The following is a 15,383-nucleotide window of genomic DNA, read 5'->3' on the forward strand; positions in this document are numbered from 1 at the left end:
AACCTCACGCCCCTTTCTTTAATACGCTTACATTATAAACTAAAAGAAATTTAATTTCAAATATTTTTATGTTTTTAAAATATAAAAGAAATTAAATTTCAAAAATGTACATAATGTGGTAAATAATCCAACTATCGAATAAATTACAATTCCTTAAATACTATTTTTATAATAAACTTATTAATTTTCTCAATAATCATACTATTTTAAGAATATAAATTTTTGATAGCACAAAAAAAGACATCAAACAATCGAGTGATTCTTTGATGTCCTACTTTTAAAGTTTTCTTTTTACTAATACTATCTAATCAAAAACTTTTTATTATTATAATTTTGAAGCTAATTCCTTTAAATAAGCTTTTAACCCATCTTTGATTTCAGGATGTTTCAAACCAAATTCAATATTTGCTTCCAACATTCCTAATTTATTACCAACATCATAACGTTTTCCAGTAAATTCTCTAGCAAATACGCGCTGTGTTTTATTCAATGTATCAATCGCATCCGTTAATTGAATTTCTCCACCTAAACCAGGTTCTTGTGTTTCTAAAATATCAAAAATTTCTGGTTTTAATAGATAGCGTCCAATGATAGCCAAATCACTAGGAGCATCTTCAGGTTGTGGTTTTTCAACAAATGCTTTTACATCATACAATCCTTTAGAAACTTCAGAAGTTGGATCAATTACACCATATTTTGACGTATCCTCATGAGGAATCGGCATTACAGCAAGTGTAGAAGCTTTAGTGTTATCATAGTCATTCATCAATTGCTTTGTTAAAGGAACCTCATCAACCATAATATCATCACCTAACATAACAACAAATGGTTCATTACCCACAAATGACTTTGCCTGTAATACCGCATGACCTAATCCTAATGGGCGTTTTTGACGAATAAAATGTAGACGAATCCCTGTTGTCTCTTCTACTAATGCAAGTAATTCTTTTTTACCTGATTTTTCTAAATTATATTCCAATTCAAAATTTGAATCAAAGTGATCTTCAATTGGACGTTTTGCTTTTCCAGTCACTACCAAAATATCTTCAATTCCAGAAGCAATTGCTTCTTCTACGATAAATTGAATTGTTGGTTTATCAATAATTGGTAACATTTCTTTTGCAATAGCTTTCGTTGCTGGTAAAAATCTTGTTCCTAATCCTGCTGCTGGAATTATTGCTTTACGTACTTGTGTCATTTTTAAGCTCCTTATCTCTATTCTTTAATCTCTTATTACGAATTTTTATTTCTTGATTTAAAGTTACTATAGAATTTTTTGGTATATTACTATGAATAATGACATTTGAACCAATAACAGTATTCTGTCCTATGATAATATTCCCAACTATACTACTATTAGCATAAATTATTACATTATTTTCAATATGGGGATAAATAATTTTTTGTTCATCATTAACTCTATTCAGCAAAATATCCTCTCGACTTTTAACACCGATAGTTACACCATGATAAATAATCGAATTGTCACCAATTACAGCTCCATCTCCGATAACAATATTAAAAGGATGTGGAAATCTAACATTTTTTCCAATTCTTGTATTTTTTCCAATAATAATATTAAAATTTTTAAACATTCTATATCTATATATTTTTTTTAAAAAAGCATTCTTAGTGAACAAATATTTATTTAATAGTTGCTCAAAATTAGATTGTGGATCTAAAATAGTTACCACCCTATGCTTAAATTTCTTTATCATTTAATAAGTCTCTCCTTAAACTTATTTATATATTTTGCTAATCCCTTTCTATATAGGTATACGTAGAAAAGTAATAAAACAATTTCTAATACAATATTGATTATTAAAATATTTAATAAAGATATAAACGAAACAAATGTATATATAATAATTTGAATACTAATATCTCGCCAATTAATTTTATAATAAATAATTTTAGAACCTAATATATATCTACACAACAATAAAACAAAGCCACTAATTAAATACGAAAAGGCTACTCCTAATACACCAAAAAAATGCGACAAAATAACTACGCCAATTATATTTGAAAAAGCTGCAAGTAAAGAAGTTATAAAAATACTAGTTGTTTTGCTAAAAACATTAAAAATAGATCCTACATTGGTAGACATATTTATAAATATGGTACCTAACATGACAAATGGAATGTATATTAATGAACTTTTAAAGTCATTGTTTGTTATAAACTGGTAAGATATGGTAATTAAAGGTATTAGTAAAATAGACAAATTAAGCATTGTCGAAAATATAATTCCTATATTCTTTTCAAATCTATTAATAAAATGTTTATCATCCTTGGATAAAATAGCATCCTCAATAACAACCATTGAAATAACTTGTCCTATAGTTGCTAATATCGCAGCAAATTTCAAAGAAAATGCAAAAATACCATTTTCAGTAGCACCAAATGTATAATTTACAAAAAATCTAGAAAACCCATTTAAAAACCAAGCAAAAACTAGATTAAATATTAATGGAATAGAATAACTTAATAGTATTTTCAACGAATTTAAGCTAAATTTTGAAAAAGAGAATAATTCAAAAATTTTTGCATGAATATAAATATATATGATAGTGAAAATTTGCGTTCCTATCGTAGAAATCAACAATCCCACTATACCCATTTTCATAAATACAACCAAAACTATTAATAGACCTATATTTATAATAGTAGAGAATATTCCTGAAAATACAAATGATGTATTTTTTCCTATTCCTCTAGAAGAAAATTGCAATACAGATACTACTGGTGTTAACGTAATCATGAGTATATATAAATGTAGATATTCATTAAAAGCTGAAATGTTACTATAAATAATATGTAATATAACAAAAGAGGCTACACACATTATCATTGAAAATATTATTGAAGTTGAAACTATATTTTCCATTTTTTCTTTTGAGGAACCTATAGTATATCTCAATATACCTTCCCATATAGCTAGTACTATAATTGGAGAAACAAATTGTGCTATCGTCTGTTGAAAATCATAGTTTCCTAACTCTGAAGCTGAAAGATATATAGCATATATAGGGATTATCAATGTCCCTAAAACTTTCGAAGAAAAGTTACCAATAAAATAAATAATGGTTTTTTTTATCATTGTTTTATCAGCTAATTTATTTTTATCCATTATATAATCCCCATTAATTATAAATTATTTTAATTTTATAAAAAAACTTTTATAAAGCAAATACATAAAAACTCCTGCTAGAATAATATTAATACGTGCAGGCATCCATTCAAATAGCAAAAAAACTAACATTGCTAATGAATATGCATATAAAGATTCCGTAAATACTGTCCTATTCATTAGAAAATTATTATAAACAACTTGAAAATATTTTGCTAAAACCATAGGATAAATAAATAATCCCAGTATGCCAAAATCACGTAATGCAGCATATAAATACGTGCTATTATTATTCATGTGAACAAAAGGTGTTATCCAAACAAAATTACTAGTGACTTCATTTAATGTGGCTAAAGGGATAGAAAAACCTGTTTTGAATATTCTATTTAACAAAACAGTTATTGGTGTGTATACCCCAGAAAAAATAAATTTACCATTAAATAAGTCATCCAATTTTCCAAAATCAGGATTCTCAATATATACATTAAAAAGATTTAATGGTGCAAAAAAATAAACATACGTCATATTCCAAAAACTTAAATTACTTAAAACTCTTTGATTTGAAATTACTATAACTAATATAATGCTTAATACTAATGATATAGCAAGCCATATATTGTTAAAAAAAATCTTAAATAATCTTCCTTTATAATGGATAACAATTTCAAAAATTACTGAAATAAAACAAATCATTAATAAAAATCGGCCAGCAAAGATAATAGTATACATTAAACAATTAATAATAGAGATAACTAAAATAGTAACTAAAAATTTTTTATTTATTTTTTCATTACTGTTTAAAAGCAACACCACACTCATTACAATACCACAAATTATCAAAGGGTTGATTCCCCATTGTAATAACATTTTTCCGCTATCTTCAGATAAAAAAACTTCTTTCCTTATTTCATGAAAACCACTAGTTCTAAGAAGTTGAAAAGCACTTGGTAATGAAGGCAGCAAAGAAAAAAAAGACACAACTGAGCTAAAAAATAAAGTCCATAAATTATATTTTGATTTAATGTTTAAACGGCTATTTTCATCAATTTTGTCATTATTATTTCTTCTTTTCATCAAAAAAATAATTGAAGAAATATTAAAAACTACCACGGATAAATATGCATATAGATATGTTGTATTAGATGGAGTAGGAATATTAAGGATATTCTGATAACTAAAAGCTATCATTAGTAACCATAATGTATTAAACAAATTAGGAAAATTAAATATATTTCCTAAATAAATTTTGTAAAAAAATAAAGATACAATTAATATTAAAACATTTAGAATAAACACCATTTTTCTCCTATCTATTTAAAAATCTAATTAAATCCAATCCTCTTCTGAAGTGTGTAGTATCATTAGTTATTTCTTTTTTATTTTCATAACCTTTAAAGTAAATTGCTGATTCATATTTTTGCGCTAATGCCTCATCTTTTACAAATAATATTTTCTTAAAGTTTCCTTTAGTTTGATCAAAACTCATTAAATCTTGCGTTGTTGAACCATTCATTTGACTAAATTTTAAAATAATATTGTCATAGTTAATTCTTTGAACTCTTCTGTTCCATTTTTCTAAAGCTTCCTCTTCATTATCATAATGTAAAAACATAATCTCTATATCTAAAATTTTCCCAATAGGGATAGTATTTTGCCCTTTTTTTATTAATTCTATTTTATATTTGCTTTCAGTAATATCTATAAATGAAATCGGTGTTTCTATATACAATTTTAAATTATTAATAAATTTCAAATAATCTTGTGGATACATATACAAACCTACTGTAGGAGTGTTATATGGTAATCCAAAATATCTATATACATTTCCTGCCCAACAATTGTTAGATATAATAGTAAAATCTTTTCTTATAAGTTTGCGCCGTCTAAAATTTGAAAAATATTTATTTCCTGTATTTCTTAATAATGATTTTAATTTACCCGTTACTTTCCTTAACATCTAATCAACTCCTTATATTTAAAAAAAAGTCCTCCCATTGGCTGGAAATTGTATCTTCAGTAAACTTAGAAAGTGATTGTCTTGCATTTTCTCCCATTCTTATTTGCATTTTATGATTATCAACAATTTCATTCATTAAACTTACTAACTGCTCTTTATTTCCTCTTTCAAAAAGCAATCCATTTTCTTTATCTTGAACCAACACTCTTGCTCCTCCAGGGCTACAATCACTAGAAATTACTGGCATACCAACAGCCATTGCTTCAATTAAGCTATTAGGAATTCCTTCAAAATCTGAGGTTAATACAAAAATTTCATTTTCTAATAATACGCTTGCAACATCGTCTATATATCCTTTAAACACAACTTTTTTTTCTAAATTGTACATAGCTACCATTTGTTGTAATCTTTGGGTATTTTTTTCACTTCCAGTTCCATATATTTTTAATATATATCTATTATTATCTTTACAAAAATCATTGAAAGCATCAATAAGTAAATCTAACCTTTTCTGATTAATATCTATTCTACCTACGTAAATAAAACTTTTATCATGTTTAGAATGTTTCCAATAATTATTACTTTTTAATTTTACTGGATTGAAAATAACTCTTGATTTTTTTATAATTCGATTTGAAAAATATGATTGAGCCTTTGCAGTCTGAAAAACAGCTCCATCTGCAAAATTATAAAGCTTACGCCTTATCACTGCAAGCTTACTTATAGGATAGAATGGATCTACTCTTTCTGAAATTACAAAATAATAATTTAATAATTTTTTATAAAAGAAGGATAAATAAAATGAATGATCCCCAAAGTTCACTACAACATCAGGTCGATGTTGTTTCATATAATTAAAATAGTCTCTATTTAATTTAATAAAATCTACCATGGACCTCTTTTCATTTTGTGTACGTTCCTTAAAGTTAAAATCATCAAATACTAAGCTATCATCATAGCTTCTAAAATCTTGACTACTACAAAAAGTTAAAACTCTAATATCATGACCTTTTTTTTTCATTTGACTAGCAACCCATACTAACATTTGAGTTGCGCCACCAAAATGACCGTGATCACAAACAAATATTATTTTCATGATACATCATTCCCCTACACATTATAATATTCTTTGTACCAATTAACAAACTTACCTATACCAATATCTAAACTTGTTTGTGGTTTAAAATCAATTTTTTCTTCCAAATCACTAACATCAGCATATGTAGTTTTTACGTCCCCTGGTTGCATGTCCATGAAGATTTTATTAGCTTTCATACCTAAATGCTTTTCTATTGTCTCAATAAAGTCCAATAAACGTACAGGATGATTATTACCAATATTATAAATTTTATATGGGGCCCAACTAGATGAAACCTCTTCAGCTTCATCCCACTTTTGATTTTCTAAAGGTGGTTGAGGTATTAATCTAATAATTCCTTCTACAATATCATCTACATAAGTAAAATCTCTCATCATATTTCCTTGATTGTAAACTTTAATAGGCTTTTCTTTTAAAATAGATTCGGTAAAGGAAAAATAAGCCATATCTGGTCTACCCAAAGGTCCATACACAGTAAAAAATCGTAATCCAGTTGTGGGTATTTTATATAAGTTGCTATAGGCATGTGCCATTAATTCATTTGATTTTTTAGTAGCAGCATACAAGCTTACAGGATGATCAACATTATCGTTGGTTGAAAAAGGTATTTTAGAATTACCTCCATATACTGAGCTTGAAGACGCATAAATCAAATGTTGTACAGGATAGTGTCTGGCAGCTTCCAAAATATTCATTGTACCGATAATATTAGAATCAATATATGAGTACGGTGATTCTATAGAGTATCTCACCCCAGCTTGAGCTCCTAAATGTACAATAACATCAAAATTTTCCTCATGAAATAATTTATCGATACACTTTTTATTGGTCAATTCTTCTTTAATAAATCTAAAGTTTCTTTTTTTCTTAAGTAGCTTGAGGCGTTCATATTTTATATTTATATCATAGTAATCATTTAGATTATCTAAACCAACAATTTCATATTCTTTTGGTAATAAATACGCTAGTCTAGCTCCAATAAAACCAGCCGCCCCAGTAATTAATATTTTCAAAATTATTCCTCCTAATTTTCATTGGATAATACATTCAGTTTATGATAGAATTCTTGTCTTTTTTTATTCAATACACTCTTCTCGTAAATTTGAGCTTTTTTATAATTCTCTTCACTAATTAACTTTCGATAATCCGTATCATCTATAAGCCTAGTAATTTTTTGTACGTATTTTTCTACTGAAAAATCATCTACCATCAATTCTTTTTGTATTAATTCTGGTATCCCATCTACATTACTTGCTACTATTGGTAGACCTGTTGCCATTGCTTCTATTAAAACACGAGGTAATCCTTCAGATTTTGAAGGTAATACGAAAATATCAGATTTAATGAGTAAATCCCGTATCTGCGACTTATTTGAAATAGATCCTAAAAAGTGTACACTATTTTCTACAGAATATTCTTTAGCTAGTTTTTCAAAATATTCTTTTTGTTTTCCTTCTCCTACTAAATATAATTCTACATCATATTTTTTTTGTCTTAATTTACTTACTGTCTCAATTAAAATATCTTGTCCTTTTCTCAAAGAATCCATATATCCTACCTCAATAAGTTTAATAGATGAATGAATATTAAATTCACTTCTATAAGAAAAAAACTCTGGCTGTAAATCTATTGAAGAATATGATGTAGTAAAATATTTACTATCATTTAAATTATTAGCCCTAGGAATATAAATTTTCTGTAAATGCTCTTTTGTGACAAATGAAACTCCATTAGCTTTATATACCAATTTTTTAGCTTCATTAATAATAATTTTATTAACTATTTTTGTAAAAAAAGCATTTCCTTCAAAGAATTTATCTGCTCCCATCATAAATTCTACTCCCATCACTTTCTTTGGTGGAATGAATCTATATAAAAGTAAGGATAATGGAGATGGAGCTCGTAAAATCACACCATCATTACTACTTAATCCTTTTTTAAATTGAGCGATGATATTTAGTGAATTTTTCAATAAATCTTTTGGTCCATGAAAATCAGGCATTTCTAAAAAATTTACATTTGATAAAGTAATTTTTTTGAATTTTTTATTTGCTTTTTCAACTCGTGAAATTCTAGCAAATACAGTTATTTCATCAAAAACTTCTAGATATCTGGATAAATATTCATCATTAATAATTCTTTTGGCCCAATAATCTCCATTGGAATCTTTCACAAAATGTTCTTCATTAACAATTAAAAAATTACTCATGTACTATTTTCCTCTTTTTCCAATTTGAAATCCAATAAGTTTAGCAGCATTTCTCAAAACAGCTGTTGGAATTAAATATATTTTCCCATTTAAAACTAAGAACTTCATTTCGTTTAATACTAGCATAATACCTTTTTGATTTGTTTTACCATATTTAGAAATCCATTCATGTTGTTCTTTATAAAAATTTCCAATAGGTATATATCTATTATATTCTTGTTTTATAGTATAATTATGTGTATGAAACACTTTTGCCTTACTACAATATCCAATTGAATAACCATTTTGAATCAATTTATGAGCTGCAAACATATCTTCCGAAACATTTCCACTAGTTCCAAAGTATCCAACAGTACTTAATTTCTCTAAATCATAAATCGCAAAAGCATCTGAAGTAAATATTGTATCTATCCCTTTCTCAGCAATATCAGATTTAGTATATAATAAATTTTTTTCTCCATAATTTTGATTTCGAGCAAAATATTCAAATAAGTTACCTTTATTCAAGTCCACTTCTTGCTTACCTCGAACTACAGCAGCATCATGGACTTTGATATACTCAATAATATTTTTCAAAGCTTCTGATTGCAAAAAAACATCCTGAGTCATAAAAATTAGATACTTGTAATCTAATTTAAATAATTTTTTTGCAATTTCGGTTCTAGTACCTCCATGTGAAAAATCAGATTTACTAATTATTTTTGTATTAAACCCATAATTTCCAGCTATATCTAGAGTGTTATCTGTTGATGAACTATCTACCACTAATTTATAGTCAATTTGACTAGCTTGTTTATTGATTAGATTTAAGACCTCTTTAAATTGCTCTCCAGCATTATATGTAGGTATAGCTAGAGCTATTTTCATGGTATTATCTCCTTTCTTTTAAAGAACATCCTGAATTAATCAGTACCAAAAATATCACGTGTATATACTTTATCCACAACATCCTCTAGTACTGATTCTAATCTATTTGAAATAATAATATCTGACAGTTCTTTAAATTCATTAAAGTCTTCTATTACTTTGGAGTTATAAAAATTATCCATATTTAAAGTAGGCTCGTATACCACCACTTCAATTCCCTTTGCCTTAATTCGTTTCATCACACCTTGAATTGAAGAATATCTAAAATTATCAGAATTAGCTTTCATTGTTAAACGATAAATTCCAACTATTTTGGGATTTTTAGAAATTATTTGATCTGCTATAAAGTCTTTTCTTGTGGTATTCGAATCTACAATTGCTCCAATAATATTACTTGGTACGTTTTCATAATTGGCACGTAGTTGTTTTGTATCTTTTGGTAGACAATATCCACCGTATCCAAATGATGGGTTATTGTAATGAGAACCTATACGTGGATCTAATCCTACTCCTTCAATAATTTGTTTCGAATCAAGGTTACGGACTTCTGCATAAGTATCTAATTCATTAAAATATGCAACACGTAATGCTAGATAAGTATTAGAGAATAATTTAATAGCTTCAGCTTCTGTTGGGTTAGTTAACAAAGTCTCAACCTTTTCTTTTCTTGTATTACTCTTAAACATATTTGCTATTTCTGTTCCACGCTCTGAATTCTCACCAACAACAATTCTAGATGGATATAAATTATCGTATAATGCTTTACCTTCTCGTAAAAACTCTGGAGAAAATATGATATTTTTAGTATTGAAGCTTTTTTGAACTTCAAGTGTATAACCTACAGGAACTGTAGATTTAATAATAAACGTGGCATCTGAACGAATTTCTAATGCACGTTTTATCACATCTTCCACTGTAGATGTATTGAAATAATTTTTCCGTTCATCGTAATCTGTTGGGGTAGCAATGATTAAATAATCTGCAAATTTCACAGCATTGTCAAAATCACTTGTAAATTCAATATTTAAATCATTTCGCTCTAAAAATTCATAAATTTCTGGGTCTTCTAGAGGCGATTTTTTATTTTTCAACATACTAATTTTTTCTTCCACGATATCGTATGCTTTAACTTGTTCATTTTGACTTAACAATAGAGCGTTCGCCAAACCAACATATCCTAATCCAAAAACTGATACTTTCATTTTATAGTCCTCACTTTATACATACTTATTTAATTCTAAAAAAATTTCAAGAGTATCTTGCCAAGATGGAATTTTAAATCCTAAATTTTTAGATTTATTTAAATCCATTATAGAGTACTGTGGACGTTTCGCTTTTTGTGGAAATTCTTCTGATGTGACTGGTAAAACTGTTACACCATTATTATCTTTAAGAATTTCTTTAGCAAATTCATACCATGAACAACTACCATCATTCGATAAGTGGTATATTCCATATGGCGATTTTTTTTCAATTACAAAATCCATAAATTCAGCTAATGTTCTTGTCCAAGTAGGTCGACCAAACTGATCATTGACAATAGTCAACGTGTCTCTATTTTCAGCCAATTTTTGCATAGTGAATACAAAATTATGTCCATACTGACCAAAAACCCAAGAAGTTCGAATAATATAATACTTTTCAAGAATTCCTTGAACTGCTTGTTCTCCTAATAATTTAGTTCGCCCATATTCATTCTGTGGATTTGTTTGCGCATCAATAGCATATTCACCGTCTTTTAATAATCCATCAAAAACATAGTCTGTGCTAATATAAACCATAACAGCATTTACTTCTTTCGCTGCTAACGCTACATTACGAGTTCCTTCAACATTAACCTTCTCAGCTAATTCTTTCCCCTCATCTTCTGCTTTATCCACAGCAGTGTATGCTGCACAGTGATAAATAACATCCGGATTTATTTTTTTTATGTAATTCATCGTTATCTCTGAATTAGTAATATTCATTTCTTTTGAGCCAGTAGAGATATAATCAATATTTTTTTCATCTAAAAGATGACATACTTCAGTACCTAACTGACCATTCCTACCCGTTACTAAAATCACTATTTTTTTCCTTTCCTCAAAAACAAATTTTTTTATTATTGACCTTGTTTTGCGTAATTACTTTCTATCAGTTCCTTTTCAGATTTCCACCATTCCTGATTATCTGTATACCATTGAATCGTATCAACTAGTCCTGAACGGAAATCCGTAAATTCAGGTTCCCATCCTAATTCTTCTCGTAATTTAGTAGAATCAATTGCATATCGTAAATCATGTCCTGAACGATCCTGAACGTGTTCGTATGCATCTTTAGATTGTCCCATTAATTCTAAAATTAATTCAATAACCGTTTTATTATCTTCTTCTCCATCCGCACCAATTAGATATGTTTCTCCAATACGACCTTTAGTTAGAATTGCCCAAACCGCTGATGAATGATCATTCGTATGAATCCAGTCACGGACATTTTTTCCTTCTCCATAAAGTTTAGGAGTAATTCCACTTAAAACGTTAGTAATTTGGCGTGGAATAAATTTTTCTATATGCTGATATGGACCATAATTATTTGAACAATTTGAAATAGTTGCTTTTAAACCAAATGAACGAACCCAAGCTTTTACTAATAAATCTGATCCTGCTTTTGTTGAAGAATATGGACTAGACGGATTATAAGGTGTTTCCGCTGTAAATTTTTCGCCAACACCTTCGCCATACTCCGGTAGATCTTCACGTAAAGGTAAATCACCATATACTTCATCAGTTGAAACATGATGATAGCGTATATTATGTTTACGACAAGCTTCAATTAACGTATATGTTCCAATAATATTCGTTTGAACAAAAGGAAATGGATCATTTAGTGAATTATCATTATGTGATTCAGCAGCATAATGTACAACTGCATCTGTTTCTTGAACTAGTTTATCAACTAATTCTGCATCTGCAATATCTCCAACGACTAATTTTACTTGGTTAGATGGCAATCCTACCAAGTTTTCTTTATTTCCTGCGTAAGTTAATTTATCCAATACTGTTACATGAATTTCAGGATGATTATTTACTACATAATGCACAAAATTAGAACCAATAAATCCTGCTCCACCTGTTACTATTATTTTTTTCATAGTTACCCTCCTGTTAAATTTCACCATAAACGAATGGATTTTCTTTTTCGAATTCTCCAAAGGTTGGTTGTTTTGCATCTTTTTCAGATGTGATAGCTTTTTCAACATCAATAGGCCATATAATATCTAATTCTGGTGATAAGAAATTAATGCCCCCATCTGCTTCAGCATTATAATAATTATCACATTTATATAAGAAATTAACATTATCAGTCAATGTAACAAATCCATGTGCATAGCCTTTAGGCACTAATAATTGACGATGGTTATGTTCAGACAAGATATAACCTTCCCATTGACCATATGTTGGTGAGCCTTTACGCATGTCAACAATAACATCTAACACTGCTCCACTTACAACGCGAATTAATTTAGTTTGAGCCGCATTGCCTATTTGAAAATGTAAACCACGCAACACTCCCGCTTGAGTAGATAACGAATGATTATCTTGAACAAAATTAATATTAATTCCAGCTTCTCTAAAATCTTTTTCTGAATAAGATTCAGTAAAAAATCCACGATGATCGCCAAAAATTGCGGGTTCAATAATTTTAACATCTTGTAATTTTGTTTCAGTTACTTTGATTTTCCCCATATTATAATTCTCCTGCTAAACGTAGTAAGTATTGTCCATATTGATTTTTCTTCAATGGTTGTGCTAATTCAACTAATTGCTCTCTTGTAATATAACCCATACGATAAGCAATTTCTTCTAAGCAAGCAACTTTTAAATTCTGACGTTTCTCAATTGTTTCAATAAAAGTAGATGCTTCTAATAAAGATTCATGTGTCCCCGTATCAAGCCAAGCAAAACCTCTTCCCATAACTTCTACAGAAAGTTTGCCTTTTTCTAAATAAGCTTGATTCACATCAGTAATTTCTAATTCACCTCTAGGGGAAGGCTTAATATTCTTAGCAATATCTATTACATCATTATCATAAAAATATAATCCAGTCACTGCATAGTTTGATTTAGGTTTTTCTGGCTTTTCTGCAATGGAGATAGCCTTCATCTGCTCATCGAATTCTACTACTCCAAAACGCTCTGGATCATGTACATGGTAACCAAATACTGTGGCTCCTGATTGCTTAGCAGCAGAATCTTGTAACATTTTTGATAAACCACCACCATAATAAATGTTATCACCTAAAACTAAACATACACTATCCTCACCAATAAATTCCTCACCAATAATGAATGCCTGAGCCAGGCCATCTGGACTAGGTTGAATAGCATATTCAATACTAATTCCTAATTCAGAACCATCTCTAAATAATTCTTCAAATCTAGGTGTATCTTGTGGAGTTGAAATAATCAAAATTTCTTTAATGCCAGCTAACATTAAAATCGACATTGGGTAATAAATCATTGGTTTATCATAAATGGGCATTAATTGTTTTGATGTTGCTTTTGTTAGTGGATACAGACGAGTCCCTGATCCTCCTGCTAAGATAATTCCTTTCACTATATATATCCTCCATATAATAAATTTTCTTAGTATGCACTATTAGGTTTAATCATTATTCCAACTGTCTTCAAAATAATAGTTATATCATTCCGCAAACTTAAATTTTTTATATATGTAATATCTAATTCAACCATCTCATCAAAACCAACCTCATTTCTACCACTAACTTGCCATAATCCAGTACATCCTGGTTTAACTAGTAATCTTTGTTTATCATATTCAGTATATTCTACCACTTCTCTTAACAAGGGTGGTCTAGGCCCTACTAAACTCATATCTCCTTTTAAGACATTCCAAAGTTGTGGTAATTCGTCAATACTCGTTTTACGAATAAATTTCCCTACTCTTGTCACACGAGGATCATCTTTCATTTTAAACATTGCACCTTCTACTTCATTATGTTGTAGTAATTCTGCTAGTTTTTCTTCGGCATCTACACACATTGATCGAAATTTGAACATTTTAAAATTTTTTTCATACTTTCCTACTCTAATTTGTGAAAAGAAGATCGGTCCTGTTGGCTCTTCTTTTTTCATTAAAATAGCAATAACTAAAAATAAAGGTGTTAATAAAACCAATCCCAACGTACTTCCTATAATATCTATCAATCGTTTGACAAATAAATAAAAATATTTTTTTTCAATGATTTTTGGATTAATAATATTACTCGTATCTCTAATTGATAATTCCTCTAATTTTTTAGAAGATTGAATATTTTCCCCCATAGTTAATCCTCCTAAAACAAACCAAATTTTTTCTTTTTCACTTCTTGATATACAGGATAATTGATTGTATCCCCGTTGACTAAATCTTTAGTCACTTGTTGCATTTGTTTCACTTTTTCCATTCCAAATTCTTTTTCAATTATTTTATATGCTTCATCCATATAAAAAGTTCTTTTCTTAACTCCATGCGCATCTGAAGCAACCATTTGTACTAAATTATATTTTACCATTTCTATTGATGTTTTTCGTATTGATTTACCAAATGTTCCTACGATACTTGGAGCAGTCAATTGTGCTAAGCATCCCATTTCTAAAAAAGGGATTAATAAATTAGGATCTTCTCTAAATTTCACATTTCGCTCTGGGTGAACAATCACTGGTATTTTACCTAGTGCACGTAATTCAAAGAAAATTTGCTCAGTATATGCAGGTATATCCATTGTTGGGAATTCAATTAATATATATGTATCATCCAAATCAGTAAAGAGGATTCGATTTTGATTAATTTCCTCAATCAAATCTCCAGTGATTCGGACTTCTTGTCCTTCTAATAAAGTCAAGTTTAAATTACGTTTATCTAATTCAGCTTGTAATAATGAAACCGAATGAATGACTGATTCTTTTGTGTTTTCATATCGACCATTATTATGATGTGGTGTACATAAAATATGAGTAATACCTTGACTAATAGCTTTTTCAGCCATCGCAATACTATCTTCTATGTTTTCTGCTCCATCATCGATTCCTGGTAAAATATGGCAATGTAAATCAATCATTTCATTCGACTCCTTCAA

The 15,383-nt window shown here is 28.6% G+C and carries 16 protein-coding genes; all 16 read right to left on the bottom strand.

Annotated elements, in window-relative coordinates:
* Positions 1 to 325: 325 nt before the first annotated feature.
* Genes galU through DOK78_RS14980 form a run of 16 tightly spaced genes read right to left on the bottom strand, consistent with a single transcriptional unit; the run spans position 326 to position 15,365 of the window.
* On the bottom strand, positions 326 to 1,198 hold the full coding sequence (galU, locus tag DOK78_RS14905) for a UTP--glucose-1-phosphate uridylyltransferase GalU (RefSeq protein WP_207942085.1): 873 nt from the start codon (positions 1,196 to 1,198) through the stop codon (positions 326 to 328).
* Positions 1,182 to 1,718: a serine O-acetyltransferase gene (locus DOK78_RS14910; protein WP_207942084.1), complete on the bottom strand. Its 537-nt coding sequence runs from the start codon at positions 1,716 to 1,718 to the stop codon at positions 1,182 to 1,184. Before DOK78_RS14910 ends, galU begins: the two co-directional genes overlap by 17 nt.
* Positions 1,715 to 3,133 (bottom strand): lipopolysaccharide biosynthesis protein, encoded by a 1,419-nt coding sequence (locus DOK78_RS14915; RefSeq protein ID WP_207942083.1) that lies wholly within the window; start codon positions 3,131 to 3,133, stop codon positions 1,715 to 1,717. Before DOK78_RS14915 ends, DOK78_RS14910 begins: the two co-directional genes overlap by 4 nt.
* A gap of 24 nt (positions 3,134 to 3,157) precedes the next feature.
* On the bottom strand, positions 3,158 to 4,429 hold the full coding sequence (locus DOK78_RS14920) for an oligosaccharide repeat unit polymerase (protein ID WP_207942082.1): 1,272 nt from the start codon (positions 4,427 to 4,429) through the stop codon (positions 3,158 to 3,160).
* Between the two features lie 10 nt (positions 4,430 to 4,439).
* Positions 4,440 to 5,090, bottom strand: coding sequence for a DUF1919 domain-containing protein (locus DOK78_RS14925; RefSeq protein WP_207942081.1), 651 nt, complete (start codon positions 5,088 to 5,090; stop codon positions 4,440 to 4,442).
* A gap of 4 nt (positions 5,091 to 5,094) precedes the next feature.
* Positions 5,095 to 6,186 carry a glycosyltransferase gene (locus tag DOK78_RS14930; protein ID WP_207942080.1) on the bottom strand — a complete coding sequence of 364 codons (1,092 nt, stop codon included), beginning with the start codon at positions 6,184 to 6,186 and terminating at the stop codon, positions 5,095 to 5,097.
* Positions 6,187 to 6,200: 14 nt separating this feature from the next.
* Positions 6,201 to 7,202 carry an NAD-dependent epimerase gene (locus DOK78_RS14935; RefSeq protein WP_207942079.1) on the bottom strand — a complete coding sequence of 334 codons (1,002 nt, stop codon included), beginning with the start codon at positions 7,200 to 7,202 and terminating at the stop codon, positions 6,201 to 6,203.
* Between the two features lie 11 nt (positions 7,203 to 7,213).
* Positions 7,214 to 8,398, bottom strand: a complete 1,185-nt coding sequence (locus DOK78_RS14940; protein WP_207942078.1) for a glycosyltransferase — start codon at positions 8,396 to 8,398, stop codon at positions 7,214 to 7,216.
* Between the two features lie 3 nt (positions 8,399 to 8,401).
* On the bottom strand, positions 8,402 to 9,265 hold the full coding sequence (locus DOK78_RS14945) for a glycosyltransferase family 2 protein (protein WP_207942077.1): 864 nt from the start codon (positions 9,263 to 9,265) through the stop codon (positions 8,402 to 8,404).
* A 35-nt stretch (positions 9,266 to 9,300) separates the two neighbouring features.
* Positions 9,301 to 10,467, bottom strand: coding sequence for a nucleotide sugar dehydrogenase (locus DOK78_RS14950; protein WP_207942076.1), 1,167 nt, complete (start codon positions 10,465 to 10,467; stop codon positions 9,301 to 9,303).
* Positions 10,468 to 10,482: 15 nt separating this feature from the next.
* The gene (gene rfbD / locus DOK78_RS14955) at positions 10,483 to 11,331 is read right to left on the bottom strand and encodes a dTDP-4-dehydrorhamnose reductase (protein ID WP_207942075.1); all 849 of its coding nucleotides are present in this window, start codon (positions 11,329 to 11,331) and stop codon (positions 10,483 to 10,485) included.
* Positions 11,332 to 11,366: 35 nt separating this feature from the next.
* Complete coding sequence (rfbB, locus tag DOK78_RS14960; RefSeq protein ID WP_207942074.1) at positions 11,367 to 12,395, bottom strand: dTDP-glucose 4,6-dehydratase; 1,029 nt, start codon at positions 12,393 to 12,395, stop codon at positions 11,367 to 11,369.
* 13 nt (positions 12,396 to 12,408) lie between these two features.
* Positions 12,409 to 12,981, bottom strand: a complete 573-nt coding sequence (gene rfbC / locus DOK78_RS14965) for a dTDP-4-dehydrorhamnose 3,5-epimerase (RefSeq protein WP_207942142.1) — start codon at positions 12,979 to 12,981, stop codon at positions 12,409 to 12,411.
* A 10-nt stretch (positions 12,982 to 12,991) separates the two neighbouring features.
* Positions 12,992 to 13,861: a glucose-1-phosphate thymidylyltransferase RfbA gene (gene rfbA, locus DOK78_RS14970; RefSeq protein WP_207942073.1), complete on the bottom strand. Its 870-nt coding sequence runs from the start codon at positions 13,859 to 13,861 to the stop codon at positions 12,992 to 12,994.
* A 29-nt stretch (positions 13,862 to 13,890) separates the two neighbouring features.
* The gene (locus DOK78_RS14975) at positions 13,891 to 14,589 is read right to left on the bottom strand and encodes a sugar transferase (RefSeq protein WP_207942072.1); all 699 of its coding nucleotides are present in this window, start codon (positions 14,587 to 14,589) and stop codon (positions 13,891 to 13,893) included.
* Between the two features lie 11 nt (positions 14,590 to 14,600).
* Entirely contained in the window at positions 14,601 to 15,365 is a 765-nt protein-coding gene (locus tag DOK78_RS14980; protein WP_207942071.1) for a tyrosine-protein phosphatase, read from the bottom strand.
* Between the last annotated feature and the right edge of the window lie 18 nt (positions 15,366 to 15,383).

Source organism: Enterococcus sp. DIV2402 (genome assembly GCF_017426705.2).
Classification (GTDB): domain Bacteria; phylum Bacillota; class Bacilli; order Lactobacillales; family Enterococcaceae; genus Enterococcus_F; species Enterococcus_F lowellii.